Below are 18,995 nucleotides of genomic sequence, written 5' to 3'. Positions count from 1 at the left end.
CTCGGCGCGCTCACGGCGCGGGGCTCGGGGTTGCGGGCGCGGGGGCTGCCGGGGGAGGCGCGGCGGGGGAGCCCGGCGCCGTACCCGGGGCCGCGCCGGCCTCGGGCGCGATCGGCGTCACGCCGAACGCGATCTTGGAGACGCCGGCCTGCTTCAGCAGATCGAGCGCGCGGATCACCCGGCCGTGCGGGACCGTCGTGTCGGCGCGGATCACGGCGCGGAGCTCCGGGTTCTTCGCCTGGGCCTCGCGCGCGATCGGCAGGATGGCGTCCTCGTTCGCGAGCCTCTTGCCGTCGGCGAGCGTGTCGCCGTTCGCGTGCAGCTCGAGCCCGAAGATGAGCTGCACCTCCTGCCCCTGCGCCGCCTTCGGCAGGTCGAGGGGGAGCGACTGCGAGACGATGATCTTCGCCGTCACCATGAAGATGATGAGGAGGACGAGGGTGATGTCGACGAGCGGCGTGACGTTGATGCCGCTGATCATCTCGTCATCGTCGTTGCGGCTCGTGGCGGCCATCAGCGCTCCTCCTCGCCCGCGCCGCCCTTCTTGTGCTCGTCCTGCCGCGACGCCCTCGCGGCCTTGCCGCGCGGCTGCTCGACGGCGGCGGCGGGCGCGGCCCCGGCGAACGCCGGATCGATCTTGAGGTGCGCGAGCAGGACGCGCGTCAGCGCCTCGGTGTTGGCGAGCGTCGACTTGATCATGCGCTGGAAGAAGTTGTTCGCGGCGACCGCCGGGATGGCGACCGCGAGGCCGACCGCGGTCGCGACGAGCGCCTCGGCGATGCTCGACATGACCGCCTGCGGCGCCATGGCCTGCGACGTGGCCTGCGCCACCGGCGTCTTCGCCGCCTGGCCGAGCGCGTCGAAGGCGCCGACGACGCCGATGACGGTGCCGAACAGCCCGATGAACGGCGCGTTGTTGCCGAGCGTGCCCAGGTAGGCGAGGCGCCGCTCGAGCTTCATGCGCTGGAGCGCCGCGGCGCCGGCCATGGCCTCCTCGGCCGCCTCGGGCCCCTGGTGCGCCACCGTGAGGCCGGCCGCGACGACCGCCGCCTCGGCCGAGGGCGAGGCGTCCATCCGCCGCCGCGCCGCCTCGATCGAGTCGTCGAGGGACGTCTTGAGGTCCCGCGCGAGGACGGTGAGATCGTCGCGGAGCGACCAGAAGAACCAGGCGCGCTCCAGGATGATGGCGACCGAGACGACGCTGAGGGCGATCATCAACCACATGACCCAGGCGGCCCCGAATCCGACCATGATGCGCTGCAGCCACTCGACGAGGTTCATCTTGTTCCTTGGTGCCTTTCCGATGGGGGGTGGGGGGGAGCCGCGCTTCGAAGATCATCTACGGGTCGACGGCGGGCTGCCCTTCCTCGACTTCGTCCTCCTCCGGAGGAGGGGCGCTGCCCGCCCCCGGCCTGCCGATGGAGGGCCGGGGGGCGGAGGCGTCGACGAGCCGGAAGACTCGCCCAAGGACGGTCGTCGCGTAGCCGCCCTTCGGTAGCACAAACGAGACGACGATTCCGTGCCGTACATCCGGATCGTCCGCTGCTCCTGGCGTCGTGGCGCTCACCGCCGCCTCCCCGGCGGCCGCCTCCAAGGTGGATACCTCCAGGCTGTCCACCTCCAGGCGCAGCGGGCGCCGCGTGCCTTCTCCGGCGTGGGCGAACGCGTCGAGCCTGCGAGGGTCGCCGATCGCCGCCGCGAGCACCTCGCGCTCCAGCGCGCCCGGGGCGCCCTCGGGCCAGCGCATCTTCCGGCCGAACATCGGGCCCGTCGCCGAGATCGCGAGCGCGGCGGCGCGCGCCTCGGCGTCCGCGAGCTCCGGGCCCTCGAGCGGCACGAGGAACAGCCCGCCGCTGTCGCGCTTCTTGGCGAGATCGCCGGGGAGCACGGCGCTCCAGGTGCCGTCCGCCTCGCGGTGCGCGAGCACCTCGTTGAACCAGAGCGACTGGAGCGCCGAGAAGAGCAGCCGCTGCTCGCGCTTGTCGCGGGGCCCGCGCTCCCGGCCCGCGATCCACGCGAGCGCGCGCTCGGGGTTGTCGCCGTTCCGTCCGAACCGCTGGGGCCCGAACGCGTTCGGCACGCCGGCGCGGCCGATCTCGGCGAGGCGGCGCTCGGCGAGCGGGAGCGCCGCGGGAGCGATGCCCCGGAGCGCGATCCGGAAGCGGTTGCCGAGGAGGTGCCCCGGCTTGAGCTTGTTGTCGTGCCGGGCGACCGCGAGGACCTCGATTCCGGGCAGCTCGGCCTTCTCGAGCAGGGGCGCCGGATCCTGCGCGAGGGGGAGCTGGAACGATGCGGTCTGCGTGGTGATCGCGTGCCGGTCCTTCATGCCGGCGAAGCCGGCGCTGCCCGGGTCGGCCCCGAGCGCGAGCGCGATGGCCCGGACCGCGTCGAGCGTGGTGCGCCCCGTCTTGCGGAAGGTCACGAACACGTGCTCGCCGCGGCCGCTAGGCGCGTAGGCGGGGAGCTCCTCGACGATGAAGTCGGCGGGGGAGCTCCGGAGCAGGGCCGTGGGATGATCGCCGGGCGAGCCCGCGGGCGCGGGGAGGTCGCCGCGCGAGCCCGCGGCCGTGGCGCCGGCGGCGGGCGGGGCGGTGGCTGTCATGGGAGCGCCAGCGTGACCGAAATCGCCCGCTCGTCCAGCGCCAGCAGCGCGCGCGTCCGGGCCCGCCTCCGCCAGCTGCGGCGATTTGCCCGCCGCGCCGGGGATCGGCTATGGCCAGGAGCTCGCCCCGGGCCTGGGCCTCTCCGCGATGCGACCGCCTCTCCCGCCTCACCCCCTCGCGCGCCGGCCCGTCCTGTCGCTCGCGCGCTCGCCGGCCTTCGCCGCGGGCGTCGCGGCGCTCGGCCTCGCCGTCCTCGGGCTACCGAGCCCCCGGACGGCCGCCGCCGCGCGCGCCGCGTGCCCCGCGGGAATGGCCTCGGTGCGTGGGACGTTCTGCATCGACCGCTTCGAGGCGAGCACCGTCGAGCTGCTCTCCGGCGGAGGAAAGCGCCGGCACTCGCCGTTCGAACCGGTCGGCAAGCTGAAGGTGAAGGCGGTGAGCCGGCGCGGCGTGAAGCCGCAGGCGTACGTCAGCCGGGATCAGGCCGAGGCGGCCTGCCAGAACGCCGGCAAGCGGCTCTGCACGGACGACGAGTGGGTCACCGCGTGCAGGGGCAAGCGCGCCACGGTGTTCCCTTACGGACGCGAGCGGGAGCGCGGCGCCTGTAACGACAGCGGCGTCTCGTCGTTCAACCGCTACTTCGGCCAGGGGGGCGAGGCCCCGCAGTCGGCGTTCACGTGGGCCAACATGAACGACGCCCGCCTGAACCAGCTCCCGGGCACGCTGGCGTCCTCGGGCGCGTTCCGCCGCTGCAAGAGCAGCTTCGGCGTCCACGACATGGTGGGCAACCTGCACGAGTGGACGAGCGCGCCGCGCGGGACCTTCCGCGGCGGCTACTACCTCGACAGCGCCAAGCACGGCGACGGCTGCGAGTACAAGACCACCGCGCACTCGCGCGGGTACCACGACTACTCGACCGGCTTCCGCTGCTGCAAGTGACGCGGCGCAGGCGCGCACGCAGGCCGCGCGCTGCGCCTCCAGGCTACTTGGGGATGGGGGGGCGTCCGCCGCCGGCGCTGCCGGACATCGGCCCCTGCACCGTCGTGCACTCCTCGTCGCCGGTGTCGACCGTGGTGACGTCGTAGCAGCAGAGCTCGCCGTCGAAATCCGCCTCGCTGTCGATGGACTCGATGGCGCTCACGCAGCCTGGGTTCTCGAAGAACACGCGCGCCTCGTCGCTCGACGGGCACGCCCCTTCGAGCGCGGTCCAGTGAAAGCAGGCCCGCTTGCCGCAGCCGGCGGAGCCGGCGACGAAGAGGGCGGGGGCGACGAGCGCGACGAACAGCGGGCGGGGGCGGGCGATGCTCATGGCGATCTCCTCATGCGGCGCCCGCGCACCGGCGCGGAGGCCTCGGCGATCAGAGCTCGTGCGGCATCAGGTCGCGCGGGCTCCGGAAGTACTGCAGGGGCGAGTAGGCGAGCAGGTTCGAGACGCGGGACGTGTAGATGCAGGCGTACTCCTCGACCTGATCGCCGAAGCTGGACGTCTCGTTCGCCTCCTTGAGCAGCGAGCCCCAGTAGGGGTGGAAGCGGCGGGCGATCTCGCGCTCCAGCTTGCCGACCTCCGCGTCGACGGCCCGGAGCTGGCCGCGGATGCGCTCGACCGCGCGCTTGGTGCGGCCCCGCTCGGCCTCGTAGAACGACGTCGCGTAGTCGATCTGGACGTGCTCGCCGTTCGCCTCCGCGAGCAGCGGCGCTCCGCCCCCGTTGGTCGCGCCGTTCCTCTTCTGCTGCTCCTCTTCGATCTTGCGGGTGAGGTCCTTGTAGCGCTGCTGGTAGAAGCGCAGCTGGTCCTCGAGCTCCTCGCGGCGCCCCTCGAGCAGGGCGCTCTCCATGTGCTCGCGGCGGCACGACTCGTGGGCGGCGACCTCCGCCTCCATCTCCTGGATGATCATCGCCGTGCGCCACGCGCTCTCCTTCTTGGAGCGGAGGATGTCGCCGTAGATGTGATCGCCGACGTAGAGGACCCGGTCGCCGGAGATGTTCAGGAACTTCTCGAAGTCGTTGAGGTTGCCGCCCTCGTAGATGGCGCCGCGCTCGAGCGGGGCCGTGGCGGGGCGGGGCTCGGCGCCGTCGCGGATGAGGAGCGGGCGGCGCTCCTGGAAGAACGCCGGCTTCTGCGCGGCGACGACGATGACGTCGAAGTAGTGCCGGAAGCTCGGGTACTCCGGCATCGCGTCCCCGAGCAGGTACGTCATCATCTTCTCGGTGAACGGCCAGCGCGAGTTCGTGAGCAAGAAGAGCTTCTTGCCCGCCGAGCGGAACTTGTGGAGCGTCTGCGCCAGGTTCGGGTCGCGCTCGACGAAGCGCGGCAGGTCGGACAGGACGACGTCGAGGATGGTGCCGTCCCGGTGCGCCTCGTCGATGCACTCGCGGATGTCGGTGAACAGCCGCGCGTAGTCGAGCGCGACGCCGCGCTCCTCGAGGGCGTCGACGATGCCGGCGTAGAGCGTGGCCTCGCTCAGCGCGTAGAGCGTGTCGATCCAGTGGTAGCGGGCGGTGTTCGGCCGGATCTTGCGGTGCTGGTAGAGCGACCGGAGCTCGTCCTTCGTGAGCTCCCGGAGGCCGTGGTACCCGCGCTGGACCACCTTGAACCGGTCCATCTTGAGCACGTGGCCGAAGCGCTTGTCGATCAGCAAGCCGCGGATCGGGAAGTGGATCGGATAGCGGAGGCGCCGCAGGAGCTCCTCGGGGTAGCCTCGCGCGGCGAGCTTCGTGACGGTCCCCTGGATCGAGAGGTTGTCCATCTCGGTCTGGTTGTAGATCGCCAGGGTGTAGTCCATGTCGAAGCCGACCCAGTCGATCCCCGCCAGCTTGAGGTTGCGGTTGACGAAGACGCGCCGGGTCCGTGGGATGCGCGTGGGCTCGGTCTGGGGATAGAGCCCTCCGAGGGGGAGCTCGAGCTGCTCGAAGAACACAGTGGGTCGACTATGGTATCCCACCCGGAGGGGCGTACAAAGCGCGCCACGGCGACGAACGATGCCCCCCCGGGTCGTCCGCCCGTCGCCCCCCGTCGGCCCGTCGATCGAGCGCGCAGGCGAGCGCGCAGGGATCCGTCGCCCCCGAGCAGCCTTCCGCCCTCGGCGCGCGCTCGGGCGCGCGGCGCTCCCGGGTGCGCCGCGCCGAACAACTTGCGCTATGGTGCCGCCCGTCCCGTCCCGTCGTGCGCGATCGAGGAGGCGGCTCCTCATCCGTCACCGACGGGGTCCTTGCCTGATGCTTTTTGCAGCGTCCCAGCCGATCTCCCGCAAGCCCCCCGTCCAGCGCGCCACCTCGTGGTGGCTCAGCATGCTGCGCCGCCGCGCGGAGCGGATGTACGACGAAGAGCTCGACCTCTCCCGGCCGATCCCGTGGGAGAGCGAGGGAGAGCGCCAGGCTGCGATAGCCTTCTTCAACGCCGCGTTCCGCGCCGAGGAGTCCGGCCTCATGCAGGCGCATGCGCTGGCCGACGAGGTGAGCGGCTGGGACCCCGAGCTCGGCGAGTGCCTGCGGCTCTACGGCGACGAGGAGGGGTGGCACCGCGAGCTGCTCACGAAGTTCCTCGCGCACATCGGCGGCGAGGTACGGCCCATGGGCCGCGTCACCGGCACCTTCTATCGCCTGTACGGCCGCGCGAAGCGGGTGGAGACGATCGTGCTCACGAACCTCATGTTCGAGACCATCGGCTCGACCACCTACCGCCTCGCGCTGCGGGAAGCCCGGTACCCGGCGGTGCGCCAGATGCTGACGATCCTGACGCGCGACGAGTCGTTCCACGTCCCGCTCAACGTCCACTTCCTGCGCGAGGCCCTGAAGCGCAGCCCGGCCTCGATGCGGATCAGGCTCCGCGCCATCTACACGACCCTCTTCGCGGCGCTGCTCGGGTCGGCGGCAGCGAGCCGCCGGCGCGCGCTCGCCTTCGACAGGATCCCTTTCCAGGTGCTCGCCAGCGCCTACGCCGAGCACCTCGGGCGGCTCTTCGTCCACGAGAGCGACCTCGACTTCGCCCCGCCGGAGCTGCTCCTGCGCCTGTTCGGGCACAGCCGGCGCGCGCTCGCGTCGTCCGAGGACCCGTCGGCCGTCAGCGTGCTCTCGGCGGAAGCGGCGGTCGATCGTGAGCGCGTCGTCGTGACGGCGCTCGGGGACGCGCGTCCCCCCCATGCGCCTCGCGAACCGTGGGAGACGCCGCCGAGCACCCCCGCCGTGGCGCGGGGCGCGGGAGCTGACGGACGCTGACATTGCGTTAATGGCGCGTAAAAGAGGCGTAAAAACGCGTAAATGGCGTGTAAATCGCGCGTGCTTGGCGCGCGCACGGCGCGGAGCGGTCGTCGCGGCGCGCACGGCGAGCTTCTCTCCGGGGCATTGTAAGCAGTACACTCGAAGCTCCGGCGTCGTGGGGTCCGCGTGGGGCGGGCGACCACGGCGTGGCGGGGCGTCGATGGCAGGCAAAGAGCAGCGCCGGAGCGGTCCAGAGGGCAGCCCCGGCACGAGGAGCAGCGAGTCCGCGGAGCGCGCGCTCGCGCCCCAGGGGCCGGCCGCGCGGCCATGGGCGCTCGCCCATGAGGAGGGTGAGGCGAGCGCGGTCACGCAGATGCGGCACGAGATCCGGACGTTGCTCAGCGGGATCGTCGGATTCAGCAGCCTCTTGCTCGACAGCGAGCTCGACCCGGAGCAGCGCGCCTGGGCGCGGCGCATCCGGAGCAGCGGCGACGCGGTGCTCTCGATGGTCGACGATCTCATCTCGCTCGGCCAGCCGGACGGCAGCGGGCCGCACGTCGATCACGCCGACTTCGATCTGCGGCGGGCGATCGAGGACGCGGCAGAGCTGCTCGGCGATCGCGCGCATGACGAGGGGACCGAGCTCGTGCTCGACGTCGAGCCGGACGTGCCGGCGGCGGTGCGCGGCGACGCCGCGCGGCTGCGGCAGATCCTGCTGAACGTCGTGGCGACCGCGATCGGCGCGGCGCCCCGAGGTGAGGTGCTGGTGCGCGCCGCGCTCGACGCGGCCCGCAACGACGAGGCGAAAGGCAGGCTCGACGGTGCGCCCGAGCGAGCGCGCGCGCGGGTGCGCTTCGATGTGCGCCTCGCGGGCGGCGCAGGGCGCGCGGACGGCGCGGAGGCGCCGGGGGCAGCGGGCGCGCCGGGCGGGGGAGCGCGGCCTGCGTCCGGGCGGGACCTCGGCGTGGCGTCCGGCATGGCCGTCGCGAAGCGCCTGGTCGTCGCGATGGGCGGCGATCTCTGCGAGCCCGCGGACATCGACGCGCGCCGGCATGGGATCTCGTTCGCGCTGCCGTTCGAGCGGCGCGCGCGCGGCGCGGAGCGCGCGCTCATCCCGCGCATCGACCTGCCCGGGAAGCGGGTGCTCGTGGTCGACGACAGCGGCTCGGTGCGTCAGGTGGTACGAAAGCTGAGCGAGGAGCTCGGGCTCGCTTGCCGCACCTCGGGCAGCGGCGCCGCCGCCCTGGCCGCGCTGCGCGAGGCGGCGGACGCCGGCGCCGCTTACGACATGGTGCTGATCGACCTCGAGCTGGCCGATCTCGACGGCCTGATGCTGCTCCAGCGCATCAAGGCGGACCCCGCGATCGCGCCCGTTCGCGTCGGCCTCATGACCTACGCCGGCAGGGAGGCGCCCAGCCGCGCCGAGGTCGCCTCCGTGCTCATCAAGCCGATCCGGCGCGCGCAGCTGCACTCGAGCCTGCGGCTGCTCGCAGGGCTGCCGCCGGAGCACGTGTCCGCCGGGGCGCGCGCGCACCCGCCGAGGTCGCCGCGAGCGACGGCCTCATCGAAGCCGCCGAGGCAGGACGAGGCCGACCGCGGGCGGCGGCCTCCCGGCGCGGCGTCGCGATCCGGCGCGTACGAGGCCGCCCACCCCGACGGCGCGCCGCCGAGCGTGGAGCTCGCTCCGCCGACCCTGGTCACGCCCTCGCCCCCGCCGACGTCGAAGCGCGGCCAGCCCGCCTCCTCGCGGCCGCGGGGCGGGCTGCGCGCCGTCGAGCCCGACGTCGTCACCGAGGTGATCGAGCTCTTCCTCACGGAGGCCCCGACCCGGGTGGCCTCGATGCGCGAGGCGGCGGCGCAGGGCGCGCTCGGGGAGCTCGAGCGGCTCGCCTGGGCGCTCTACGAGAGCGCCGACGCGCTCGCGGCCTCCAGCCTGAAGGAGCTCTGCGCGCGGCTCGATCGGGAGGCGCGCGCGGGGACGCTCGAGAGCGCGACGGAGGCGGTGCGGGCCATCGGCCGGGAGGTCGAGCGCGTGCAGTCGTCGCTCGCTGCGGAGCTCAAGAAGCGGGGGTTCCGGTGAGCCGGGGGGCCCTTCCGTTCAGGTGAAGCCGACGAGCCTCGAGCTCATCTCCCAGAGCCGCGAGGCCGCCTCTGCGTCGGTCGCCATTCCCTTGAGAGGCCTCGCCGTGGTCCGCTCGAAGAAGGCTGGGCTCCCGGTGGGCGCCGTGTCGGCCAGGATCGCGAGGAGGTTCGCGGCCGCCTGCGCCGGTGTCGCGCCCACGACGTCGATCAGCGCCTTGAGGACGCGCGAGGTCCCCTCGAACAGCCCTGAGCGCACGAGGCCAGGGTAGTAGCAGAGCACCTGGGCTCCTGTGCCCGAGAGCCTCTCCGCGAGGCGGCGCGCCGCGAGCACGAGCGCGAGCTTCGACCGCGCGGAGGCGGAGAGGAACGAATAAGAGCGCTTCGACATGAGATCATCGAAGTCGAGCCGGATGCTGTCCACCGGCGCGACCATGTTGACCACGCGCGCGTCGCGCGCGGCCTTGAGCCGGTCGAGCAGCAGGTTCGACAGCAGGAAATGCGACAGGTAGTTCACCTGGAACGTCATCTCGAGGCCGTCGGCCGACTCCGCGCGTTCGCGCAGGAACACGCCCGCGTTGTTCACGAGCAGGTGAACGACCCCGCACCGGTCGGCCACCTGGCGGGCCGCCGCGCGCACGGACGCGAGCCGGCCGAGGTCACACTCGACGAGGTTGACCTCGCCGAGCACCTTCAGCGCGGCGAGCTTCCTCGCGCCGTCGGAGCCGGTCCGGCGACAGAGCACGGTCACCCGGGCGCCCTGCCGCGCCAGCGCGGATGCCGTCGCGAGCCCGATCCCCGAGGTGCCCCCGGTGATCACGGCGACTTTCCCCCTCATGCTCCCCGCACTCCCCATCCCCCGTCTCCTCGTCCTCGTCCATCTCATCGCCTGCGGCGAGCCGGTCCCGACGCTCCGGGAGCTCGTCGGGACAGAGGCACGGGCGGACGGACGTCGATGCGCCGGCGGGCGCGGTGCCTACCGAGAACCCCAAACAGGAAGAGTCGTCGCCCCCGCCCGCGTCACAGGTACGACCGTGCGTGCATCACGTCAAGAAAGCTTTGCGCAATGCAGCACAGTGGCAGAGAAAACCATGTTCCAGGTTTTCTGGTGCAGGAAGCCGATCTGTCCGCGTCACAGCCGTGCACGTGGACGGCGCCCGGGAAGCGCCCGGCGAGGAGCGTCAGGGGGCGGGCGTCTCCTCGAAGACGCGCAGGCCGTACTTCTCGAGACACCAGAGCACGCCGATGATCAAGCTCCGCTTGTCGTCCACGAACGACGGCTTCTTCCCCTCGAAGCAGTGGCCCGCGAGCTGGAAGCCCCAGCCGGTCGCGAACATCGCGGCCGCGAGCGGGAGGCCGATGAGCGTCGCGCCCACGGGGAAGCTCGCGACGATGAGCGGTATGCCGACCTGGTGACACGCCTGGTTGCGTGGATCCTGGTGGTCTTCCTTGTACCGGCGGAGCACCTGTGTCCATTCGGCGTTGAGACGCAGCATCCAACCTCCTTACCATGCGGACGCCCCGCGCGCGCTTTCGTCGAAGACCGGGGGCGCCGCCGCTTCCCGGTTGCCGTTGGGAGGAATGAGGCGTAGTTGGGCAGTGTGAGCGGTTACAGGACCGGCCCCATGGCGACGACCGCGCCGCTGTCCATCAAGACAGGGGAGCTCCTCCAGGGCGCGCGCTCGGAGAAGCGGCGTGTGCTCCTGCTCGTCTATCATCATGACGGCGTCGAGATGGCCCCGATGAGCCCCGGCGTCGGCGTCGTCGTCGGCAGGGAGGCCCCGGCCGACGTGGTGATCCGGGACAGGAGCATCTCGCGGCGGCACGCGCGCTTCACGCTCGTGGGCGGCGAGGTCGTGGTGGAGGACCTCGGCTCGCGCAACGGGACGCGCATTTCAGGGCAACGGGTCGAGAGCGGCGTGGTCAAGGCCGGGGACGAGGTGCTGCTCGGCGGCATCGTCGCGTCGGTCCATGTGCTCTCCGGGGGCGAGATGCCCCCGTTCGGCCTGGAGGGCTCCGACGCGCTCCGCTTCGCGCTCCAGGCCGAGATCGTGCGGTCCAGGTTCTTCGGCCGCAGTTTCGCGCTCGTCGTGGTCCGCTCGCTCGGCGCGCAGGCGAGCCACCTCCGTCACTGGGGGCTCCGCGTGCGCGAGGCGCTGAGGCCCGTCGATCGCGTCGCGTTCTACAGCGCCGACACCCTCGAGATCCTCCTCCCCGAGGTCACCCCCGAGCTCGCCGAGGAGCTCGCGAAGGCGATCGTCGCGCGCCGCGAGGGCGAGCCCGTGCTGGTCGCGGGGGTCGCCGTGTCCCCCGACGCCGCGACGTCCATCGACAAGCTCATCGAGGTCAGCCACGAGGCGTCGCGGAGCGCCACCCCCGCCGAGCCCGTGCGCCTCGCGCCCCCGGAGGGCGCGCTGGTCTACGTCACGCCGAAGGTCGACAGCACCCGGCCGCCCGACGAGGCGGGCCCGCCGGGCGCGCCGCCGGAGAGCCAGTGGGAGGCCGACGGCCACCTCCTCGCGACCAAGAGCCCGCTCATGCGATCGCTCGTCGAGGTGGCGCTGCGGGCCGCGCGCTCCTCGATCCCCGTGCTCCTGCGCGGCGAGACCGGGACGGGCAAGGAGGTGCTCGCGAGGTTCATCCACGACGGCAGCCCGCGCCGCGGCGAGCCGCTCATCTGCGTGAATTGCGGCGCGATCCCGGCGCTGCTCGTCGAGAGCACCCTCTTCGGCCACGAGCGCGGCGCCTTCACCGGGGCGAGCCAGCAGCACAAGGGCGTCTTCGAGGCGGCCGCCGGCGGCACGGTCCTGCTCGACGAGATCGGCGAGCTGCCCGCGGCAGCGCAGGCGGCGCTCCTGCGCGTGCTCGAGACCAAGCGGGTGACGCGCGTCGGCGCGACCAAGGAGCTGGAGGTCGACGTCCGCGTGATCGCGGCGACGCACCGCGACCTCGACGCCATGTGCGACGCGGGCACGTTCCGGCTCGATCTGCTCTACCGGCTGAACGCGATGACGCTGAACATCCCGCCGCTCCGCGCGCGCCGCGACGACATCGCGACGCTCGCGGCGGGCTTCCTGGCGCAGGCGAACTCGGCGAACATCAGCAGGGTCCAGTCGCTCGCGCCCGAGGCGCTGGCGCTCCTGAAGTGCTACTCGTGGCCCGGCAACGTGCGTGAGCTCCGGAACGCGATCGAGCGGGCGGTGGTGATCGCGGAGGGCGACGCGATCATGGCGCGCGATCTCCCGGAGCGCATCCGCCTGGCGGTGACCTCTCCCAGCTCGCCGCCCACGCCCTCTCGCGCCGTGGACGTCTCGCGCTCGTCCGAGCCCGGCGTCGCGCCGGCCCTCTCCCAGCGCGCGTCCGATCCGCTTCCCTCGCGCCCGTCCGAGCCGCTCCCCCCGCGCGCGTCCGATCCGGGGCAGGCGGCGGCCCCCGCGGTCGGCCTCAAGACGCGCCTGGAGCAGATCGAGGCCGAGCTCCTGCTCGAGGCGCTGCGCGCGTCCGACTGGAACCAGACGGAGGCGGCGCGTCGCCTCGAGCTGCCGCTGCGGACGCTCCAGCACAAGATCAAGGTCTACGGCATCAAGAAGCTCGGGTACGGCGTCGCTCGCTAGGTCCGCCCGCCGCCCGCCCGGAGCCCGGCCAGCGGGATGGCCGGACTCCGGCGCCGCTCTCGTCGTTTTGCCGAGATCACTGAGAGAACCCTTCCAGCATGTAGTGCGCCTCGATCCGCTTGAGCGCGAGCACCATCGCGGCGAGCCGCATCGGCAGGCGCTTGCCCAGGACGAGCCCGGTCGAGTCGTGATCTTCCGAGCGGCGCGGCCGGTCCTCCGCGATGTCGCAGATCAGGCGGTAGTTGCTCTTGATGGCGCGCTCCAGCCGCGCGTTCACCTCGCCCTCGGTCCAGTGCTCCATGCGCTTGTTCTGGATCCACTCGTAATATGAGACGGTCACGCCCCCCGCGTTGCCGATGATGTCGGGGATGACGCTGATGCCGCGCTCCGCGAGCACCTTGTCGCCCTCGGTCGTGGTCGGGCGGTTGGCGCCCTCGGCCACGAGCTTCGCCTTCAGCCGCTCGGCCACCTCGCCGGTGATGGCGTCGCCGAGCGCGGCCGGGATGCAGATGTCCGCGTCCACGCTCCAGAAATCGTCCCGCGCGATCGCCTGGGCGTCGCTGTAGCCGGCGACCGACCGCCGGAGGTTCTGCGGGTTCTCGTTGACGTGCGCCATCAGCGCGCCCACGTCGATGCCGTTCGGGTCGTGGATCGCGCCGTCGGCGTCCTGCACGGCCACGCACCGCGCGCCCATCCGGCACAGGATCTCGGCGGCGGCGGAGCCGACGTTGCCGAAGCCCTGCACGATGAAGCGCGCCCCCGCGAGGGTGGCGCCGCGCTGCGCGTACCACTCCTCGATGCAGTACGCGAGCCCCTGCCCGGTCGCCTTGACGCGCCCCTCGGAGCCGCCGATGCGCACGTCCTTGCCCGTGACGACGCCGCGGTGGTTCACCCGCTCGCGCTCGCCGTCGCTGTACTGGCGCAGGAGCCACGCCATCACCTCGGCGTTCGTGCCCACGTCCGGCGCGGGGATGTCCACGTTGGGCCCGATGAGCTGCTTCAGCCGGTACATGTACCGGAGCGAGATCGCCTCGAGCTCCTCCTTGCTGTGCTCGCGCGGATCCATGCGAATGCCCCCCTTGGCGCCGCCGAACGGGACATCGGCGATGGCCGTCTTCCAGGTCATCTCGGCGGCGAGCGCGTTGAACAGGTCGAGCGACACGGCCTTGTGGAAGCGCAGCCCGCCCTTGTAAGGCCCTCGCGCCTGGTTGTGCTGGACCCGATAGGCCTTGAAGCGCACGAACGCGCCGGGCTGGATGCGGTAAAGGCCCTGATCGGCGAGGCGGATCGTTCCGTCCTGCACGTGGATCGAGCCGCTGCGGAGCGCCTCGGGGCGGAGGATGAGCTTGCCGTTGAAGAGCGGGGTGATCGCTGCCCGGTTCGGGATCACCGACGCAGGGAGCCGCTCGTAGGCCGCGGCCGCCTCTCCGCGGAAGGGGACGAGGCGGTCCTGGAGCTGCGTGGTGATGTAGAAGATGTGCTCGTAGTCGGGCTGCTCGAGCTCCAGCCGGATGCGGGGAGCCAGGCCGATGAGGTCCGCGGCGGTGTGAAACACCACCATGGATTCGCCGAAGATGTTGGTCTCCGGTTCGCGCTCTAGGAGGGGGGCGTCTTCCATCGCCGTATGCTGCCCCGACCGCGCGGCGGGGGTCCAACGTTTCGCGGGCCCCGCGCTCGATGGAGGGCGCCCGCTCTCCAGAGGCAGGTCGACGGACGGGCCGCCCGCCTCGCGGGGAGCTTGTGTGACTCTCCCCGCAGGTTCGGGCGGACCCTCGTATCGATTCACCGCGGCTCGCGGCGGCAGCGTGGCCGTCGCGCCCAGGGAACGACGTCAGGGAAAGAGCGATCCAGGGAAACCACCTCCGCCGCAGCACCCAGCGCCGCCGAAGCCGCCGAGCGGCGCGCCGAAGCCGCCGGGGAAGCCGAAGCCGCCGTACGGATAGCCGCCCATGCCGAGCGGCCACCCGAAGCCGCCCATGCCCGGGAGGCCGCCGAGGCCGGGGATCCCGCCCATCTGCCCGACGGGGCCGCCGGGCATCTGCCCGACCTGGCCGACGGGGCCGCCGGGGCCCTGGAGCGGGCCGCCGCCCTTGATGGGGCCCTGTCCGATGTCGCCGGGGCCCTGGAGCGGGCCACCGGGGCCCTGCCCGACGCCGCCAAGGCCGCCCTTGATGGGGCCCTGTCCGACGCCGCCGGGGCCCTGGAGCGGGCCGCCGCCCTTGAAGGGTCCCTGTCCGATGTCGCCGGGGCCCTGAAGCGGGCCACCGGGGCCGCCGGGGCCGCCCTTGAAGGGTCCCTGTCCGATGTCGCCGGGGCCCTGAAGCGGGCCACCGGGGCCGCCGGGGCCGCCCTTGAACGGTCCCTGTCCGATGTCGCCGGGGCCCTGCCCGACGCCGCCAAGGCCGCCCTTGAAGGGTCCCTGTCCGATGCCGCCGGGGCCCTGGAGCGGGCCACCGGGGCCGCCGAGGCCGCCCTTGATGGGGGCCTGGCCGATATCGGTCTTGCCCGGCACCCCGGGCGCGCCGATCAGGCCGCCGCCCCGCGTCTCCTCGTCCGTCGCTTCCTCGTCCTCCAACGCCTGCTCACTCGACGCCACGTCGACGTCAGCCTGGTCCAAGTCGGCCTCTTGCGGAGCCACCGCGTCGACTGCGCACCCGGTCATCAACACAGAAAAGAGCATCGCCGCGTGCGCCATCTTCATATCGATTGAGCGAACCATCCGTCCTCCTTCCATGCCCTGCTACGGCCCTCGGGCCCGCGCCGGCATGTTGAACGGCGTGGAGAGCAGGCTGCGTGCCTGACTCTTCGTGTGCAGAGCCTGCCGCGTCGGCGACGGCGAAAGTGCATTGTCTGAATCCGCGCCGGGTGAGCGTTCTGCCCCGTTTCATCGCGCCGGGGAGCCGCCGCGTCGGCGCCGCCTCGCAGCGCCGATGTGGGCGCCTTTCGAGCGCTGGAGAAAGGCAAATGTCGACGTCCATCGCAGGGCGCGCCGCGCGCCGCGCGCGGCGGGACGGCATGAAACGGGGGGAGGACGACCCGACTTGCGGCTTTATCGCGCTCGGCAAGCCGCATTTCCGAAGACCTGGTGGATCCCTGCAATCAGGGGCTGCAGCGACTCGACATCTGCGCTCGTCGGCGGGGATGTTCTCATCGCTTGCTGCCATCTGGTCACGCCGTGCGCAGCCCACTTCGGCCGACAAGGGCCCTGCGCGGCGCTCCTCCTGCGGCGACCTCGCCGTCGTCGCGCGGGTGTGCCGCGCTCTGCGCCGCGCCGCGCGTCACCCCGTCGTCCGGAACGACGGCGCGGTCGCCGCCTTCAGCCGCGGACGGCGGGCCGGCGATGAAGCGGGAGCGGCCGCCCTCGCGGGGCGTCTCCGCGCCGCGTTCGCCCGGTTCAACGTGGTTGACAGAAGACGTCTGACCCACACGCTCGGCCGCGCGCGAGCCTCGGTGTCAGCGAGGTTCGCGCGCGCCCACGCCCGGGAGACCCGGCGCGGCGCAGCCGTCCGTGGCGCTGCAGCGAAGGGAAAGTCGGCGCGATCACGGCTCCTTTGCCTGGCAGGAGCGCATCTCCCGTTGTAGGATTCATTACGCTAAAGGAGCCCGCGCGGCGCCGCACGGGCGCAAAGGCGCACAGCCGGCGTTCTCGTCACCCTGGCGCGGGCTCCTCGACGATCTCGGGCGCTCGGGGCGCCTGTTCATGGAGGCTACGCGCGGTCTCCGCGCTGCTGCGGGAGCTCTGGAGAGCTGTTCGCCCGAGGAGCGGGAGCCCGCGGCGCGCGAGGCAGCGCTTTCCAAGGAGGGGATTGCATGCGCTTCTGCGCGACGCGCGCGGGTTCATCTTGCCTGGCCGCCTGCATCGCGGCCCTCTTGCCGCTCGTCGCGGCGTGCAGCGACGCATCGGGGAGCTCCGGCGCCCCGCTCGCATGCGAGGGCGTCGCGCCGCGCGCGCCTAGCTGCGCGTCTGGGCACGTCCTCGGCCCCGCGGAGGCGTGCATGCCGGTGGGCATCCAGGGGTGCGCCGAGCTGTTCGTGGAGGACGACGGACTCTGCCATCCATCGATGGCGAAATGCCCTGCGGGGACGATCCCGAAGTTCGATGAGGGCTGTATTCCCGCTGGCATCCCCCGCTGCGCTCCGGAGCTCGCGGGCGACGACGGGCTCTGCAGGCCGGCCATGGCGAGGTGCCCGACAGGCACGTTCGCGACGCCGGAAGCGGGGTGTGTGCCGGTCGACGGCCCCGTCGGCTGCGGGCGCGGGCCGTGGGGGAGCGTCCCGCGCGTGTCCGGGAACGTCTATGTGGATCCGAGCTACTCCGGCGCGGACGGCGACGGATCCGAGGCGAGGCCGGTCACGACGATCGAGGCGGCGCTGGGGCTCGTCGCCGACGGCGGGACGATCGCGCTCGCGGCGGGGACCTACGACGAGCCGGTCGTCATCACGAAGCCGCTCGAGATCGCCGGCCCGTGCGCCTCACGCGTGCGGATCCGCGGGGTCAGCTCGGCCGTGAGTCCTCCGGCGATCGTGGCCGTGCTCGACGCAGGGGAGGTGACGCTCCGGGGGATCGAGATCGGCGGAGACGGCGCCGGCGTCGTGGCGACCGGCGCGAGCGCCGTGACGCTCGAGCGCGTTCACATCAAGGACGCCATGCATGCCGGCGTCCAGTCGGGCGACGGCGCCCGCCTCTCGGTGGCGCAGAGCTGGATCGAGGGGACGCGCGACGGCAGCGCAGGAACCGGCATCGGCGCCCTTGCGGAAGCCGGCGGCGCGCTCCTCGTGAAGGAGAGCGCCGTGACGGGCAACCGCGCGGCGGGCGTGGCGGCGCTCCAGGCGGGCGCCACGGCGTCCGTGGTGGGCAGCCTCGTCGAGGGGACCTTGTCGTCGGGGCGCTACCCGGCGGACGGCCAGGGGATCGTCGTGCAGGACGGCGCCGAGGCGTCGATCGAGAGCACGGCTGTCGTTGGAAACCAGCTGTCCGGGATCCTCGTGGCGGCCAGCGCGTCGGCGACCCTCTCCGGCGTCCTCGTCGAGGGGACGAGCCCCGGGAGCTCCGACCCGCCTTACGGCGTCGGCGTGTATGCGGCGAGGCAAGCGCGCGTCGCGATCGACTCGAGCGTGGTCCTCGGCAACACCGAGATCGGCGTCGCCGTCATCGGCGAGGGCAGCGCGGCGACGATGACGCGGAGCCTGGTGCAGGGCACGGTGGCGGCCCCGACCGGGTCGTTGCTCGGCGGATTCGGCGTCGCCGTCACCCGCGGCGCGGCGATGCGCCTCCACGACAGCGCGGTCGTCCGGAACCGCGGCACCGGGGTACACGTCGGCGACTCTTCCGCCGAGCTGATCGCCGGCGGCAACCTCATCGAAGGCACCATCGCCGAGGGCGGCTGGGGGGACGGCGCCGGGCTGACCGTGGCGGAGGGCCGGGTGACGCTCGTGTCGAATGCCATTCGCAGCAACGAGGGCACCGGCCTGCTCGTGGGATATGACGGGTCCGAGGCGACCGTGACAGGCAACCTCGTCGAGGGGCATGTCGCGCCGGACCGCCGCGCGCCGGTGGGGCAGGGGATCGTCATCTACCGGGGCGCCACCGCGGTGCTCGCGGGCAATGTCGTGAGCGGCAACCGCTCCGTCGGCGTCTTCGCCGGCACGGAGATCCTCGGCAGCAGGGTCGAGATCATCGGGAACCTGATCGACGGCACCGCGGGCGGCGAATCAGACGACGATGACGACGATGACGACGATGACGACGACGACGACGACGACAGCACGGGCATCGGCGTCGCCGCCGCGGGGTACGAGATCCGGATCGCTTCGTCCCTCGTCCGCGGGAGCCGCACGGCCGGCGTGGTGCTGTTCGCCTCCGAGGCGGAGATCTCGCAGACGGTCGTCGACGGGGTGACGGGTGATCCCCGCGCCGCACAGGGCAGCCGGCGCGACGAGCTCGTCGCCGACGGCGTCCTCGCGCTCGCCGGCTCCACCGTCGCGCTCGATGACGTGCGGGTGGAAGGCTGTGCGCGCGCCGGCATCCTGTACGACCGGAGCACGGGTCGCCTCTCCCGGGTTCGCGCCCTGGACAACCGCTTCGGGCTGGTCGTGCAGGGCTCGCCCGAGCCTCAGCTGAAGCTGGGTAAGGAGAGCGCGTTCCTCGACAACTGCACCGCCGACGAGCTCTTCGGCGGCGAGCTCCGCGTGCCAGCGTCCGCTCCCCCGCTCCCATGAGGCGCGCTCGCGGCCGCCCGCCTGGCCCGCGCCTGCGCGCGAAACATTGATGACATCGAAGGGAGCCTTTCCTGATACGTGGTACTCACGGCCACGGCGGAGAAGACCAGCCCATCAGGCGTCGAACAGCGGCCCGCACTACAACGCTGACCGCACCCGACGCTCCGCCCGCGTCCGCCCCTGACGCGGCCTTCCCTCTCTGCCCGCCCAGGAGGTGCCCGCGCTCGCCCTGGGAGCGCGCCCCCTGTCCACCGGCGCGAAGTTGGAAATTTCTGGTCTTGTA

General features: G+C 72.6%; 14 protein-coding genes. 5 read left to right on the top strand and 9 right to left on the bottom strand.

Annotation, left to right across the window (positions count from 1 at the left end; genetic code table 11):
- Positions 1-10: 10 nt before the first annotated feature.
- From WME82_RS23585 to truD, 3 genes are read right to left on the bottom strand one after another with little or no spacing between them, the layout of a single operon-like run.
- Entirely contained in the window at positions 11-514 is a 504-nt protein-coding gene (locus tag WME82_RS23585) for an ExbD/TolR family protein (protein ID WP_437747733.1), read from the bottom strand.
- Positions 514-1,281, bottom strand: a complete 768-nt coding sequence (locus WME82_RS23580; protein WP_438044632.1) for a MotA/TolQ/ExbB proton channel family protein — start codon at positions 1,279-1,281, stop codon at positions 514-516. The genes WME82_RS23585 and WME82_RS23580 overlap by 1 nt, the downstream gene beginning before the upstream one ends.
- A 58-nt stretch (positions 1,282-1,339) precedes the next feature.
- Positions 1,340-2,602, bottom strand: coding sequence for a tRNA pseudouridine(13) synthase TruD (truD, locus tag WME82_RS23575; RefSeq protein WP_438044631.1), 1,263 nt, complete (start codon positions 2,600-2,602; stop codon positions 1,340-1,342).
- Between the two features lie 85 nt (positions 2,603-2,687).
- Between truD and WME82_RS23570 the strand changes: the two genes are divergently transcribed.
- Positions 2,688-3,542 (top strand): formylglycine-generating enzyme family protein, encoded by an 855-nt coding sequence (locus tag WME82_RS23570; protein WP_438044630.1) that lies wholly within the window; start codon positions 2,688-2,690, stop codon positions 3,540-3,542.
- A gap of 43 nt (positions 3,543-3,585) precedes the next feature.
- Here WME82_RS23570 and WME82_RS23565 read toward each other — a convergent pair whose 3' ends face one another.
- A complete protein-coding gene (locus WME82_RS23565; protein ID WP_437747729.1) occupies positions 3,586-3,912 on the bottom strand; it encodes a hypothetical protein in 327 nt (108 codons plus the stop codon).
- Positions 3,913-3,961: 49 nt separating this feature from the next.
- Positions 3,962-5,521: an HAD-IG family 5'-nucleotidase gene (locus tag WME82_RS23560; protein ID WP_437330962.1), complete on the bottom strand. Its 1,560-nt coding sequence runs from the start codon at positions 5,519-5,521 to the stop codon at positions 3,962-3,964.
- Positions 5,522-5,891: 370 nt separating this feature from the next.
- On the opposite strand from WME82_RS23560, the gene WME82_RS23555 reads away from it, so the two are divergent.
- Together WME82_RS23555 and WME82_RS23550 are read left to right on the top strand one after the other, a co-directional pair.
- Complete coding sequence (locus tag WME82_RS23555; protein WP_438044629.1) at positions 5,892-6,818, top strand: ferritin-like domain-containing protein; 927 nt, start codon at positions 5,892-5,894, stop codon at positions 6,816-6,818.
- 202 nt (positions 6,819-7,020) lie between these two features.
- Positions 7,021-8,880: a response regulator gene (locus tag WME82_RS23550; protein WP_438044628.1), complete on the top strand. Its 1,860-nt coding sequence runs from the start codon at positions 7,021-7,023 to the stop codon at positions 8,878-8,880.
- An 18-nt stretch (positions 8,881-8,898) separates the two neighbouring features.
- Here WME82_RS23550 and WME82_RS23545 read toward each other — a convergent pair whose 3' ends face one another.
- Positions 8,899-9,717 (bottom strand): SDR family NAD(P)-dependent oxidoreductase, encoded by an 819-nt coding sequence (locus tag WME82_RS23545; RefSeq protein WP_437873619.1) that lies wholly within the window; start codon positions 9,715-9,717, stop codon positions 8,899-8,901.
- A gap of 343 nt (positions 9,718-10,060) precedes the next feature.
- Complete coding sequence (locus WME82_RS23540) at positions 10,061-10,375, bottom strand: Mpo1-like protein (protein WP_012236939.1); 315 nt, start codon at positions 10,373-10,375, stop codon at positions 10,061-10,063.
- A 129-nt stretch (positions 10,376-10,504) separates the two neighbouring features.
- Between WME82_RS23540 and WME82_RS23535 the strand changes: the two genes are divergently transcribed.
- Entirely contained in the window at positions 10,505-12,493 is a 1,989-nt protein-coding gene (locus WME82_RS23535) for a sigma 54-interacting transcriptional regulator (RefSeq protein ID WP_437917192.1), read from the top strand.
- Between the two features lie 76 nt (positions 12,494-12,569).
- Here WME82_RS23535 and WME82_RS23530 read toward each other — a convergent pair whose 3' ends face one another.
- Both WME82_RS23530 and WME82_RS23525 read right to left on the bottom strand, forming a co-directional pair.
- Positions 12,570-14,111 (bottom strand): Glu/Leu/Phe/Val family dehydrogenase, encoded by a 1,542-nt coding sequence (locus WME82_RS23530; RefSeq protein ID WP_438044627.1) that lies wholly within the window; start codon positions 14,109-14,111, stop codon positions 12,570-12,572.
- Positions 14,112-14,324: 213 nt separating this feature from the next.
- On the bottom strand, positions 14,325-15,212 hold the full coding sequence (locus WME82_RS23525; protein ID WP_438044626.1) for a hypothetical protein: 888 nt from the start codon (positions 15,210-15,212) through the stop codon (positions 14,325-14,327).
- Between the two features lie 1,091 nt (positions 15,213-16,303).
- Here WME82_RS23525 and WME82_RS23520 point away from each other — a divergent pair.
- Positions 16,304-18,712 (top strand): right-handed parallel beta-helix repeat-containing protein, encoded by a 2,409-nt coding sequence (locus tag WME82_RS23520; protein WP_438044625.1) that lies wholly within the window; start codon positions 16,304-16,306, stop codon positions 18,710-18,712.
- Positions 18,713-18,995 lie beyond the last annotated feature (283 nt).

The sequence above is a fragment of the Sorangium sp. So ce128 genome (assembly GCF_051525245.1).
Classification (GTDB): Bacteria; Myxococcota_A; Polyangia; order Polyangiales; family Polyangiaceae; genus Sorangium; species Sorangium cellulosum_B.
The sequence above is the reverse complement of the archived record's forward strand: the minus strand, read 5'-3'. Positions and strand labels throughout refer to the sequence as shown.

Excerpts from the sequence above, each read along its gene's own strand:
- WME82_RS23585 (WP_437747733.1), bottom strand. The coding sequence starts at position 514 with ATGGCCGCCACGAGCCGCAACGACGATGACGAGATGATCAGCGGCATC.
- WME82_RS23580 (WP_438044632.1), bottom strand. The coding sequence starts at position 1,281 with ATGAACCTCGTCGAGTGGCTGCAGCGCATCATGGTCGGATTCGGGGCC.
- truD (WP_438044631.1), bottom strand. The coding sequence starts at position 2,602 with ATGACAGCCACCGCCCCGCCCGCCGCCGGCGCCACGGCCGCGGGCTCG.
- WME82_RS23565 (WP_437747729.1), bottom strand. The coding sequence starts at position 3,912 with ATGAGCATCGCCCGCCCCCGCCCGCTGTTCGTCGCGCTCGTCGCCCCC.
- WME82_RS23555 (WP_438044629.1), top strand. The coding sequence starts at position 5,892 with ATGCTGCGCCGCCGCGCGGAGCGGATGTACGACGAAGAGCTCGACCTC.
- WME82_RS23550 (WP_438044628.1), top strand. The coding sequence starts at position 7,021 with ATGGCAGGCAAAGAGCAGCGCCGGAGCGGTCCAGAGGGCAGCCCCGGC.
- WME82_RS23545 (WP_437873619.1), bottom strand. The coding sequence starts at position 9,717 with ATGAGGGGGAAAGTCGCCGTGATCACCGGGGGCACCTCGGGGATCGGG.
- WME82_RS23540 (WP_012236939.1), bottom strand. The coding sequence starts at position 10,375 with ATGCTGCGTCTCAACGCCGAATGGACACAGGTGCTCCGCCGGTACAAG.
- WME82_RS23535 (WP_437917192.1), top strand. The coding sequence starts at position 10,505 with ATGGCGACGACCGCGCCGCTGTCCATCAAGACAGGGGAGCTCCTCCAG.
- WME82_RS23530 (WP_438044627.1), bottom strand. The coding sequence starts at position 14,111 with ATGGAAGACGCCCCCCTCCTAGAGCGCGAACCGGAGACCAACATCTTC.
- WME82_RS23525 (WP_438044626.1), bottom strand. The coding sequence starts at position 15,212 with ATGGTTCGCTCAATCGATATGAAGATGGCGCACGCGGCGATGCTCTTT.
- WME82_RS23520 (WP_438044625.1), top strand. The coding sequence starts at position 16,304 with ATGCGCTTCTGCGCGACGCGCGCGGGTTCATCTTGCCTGGCCGCCTGC.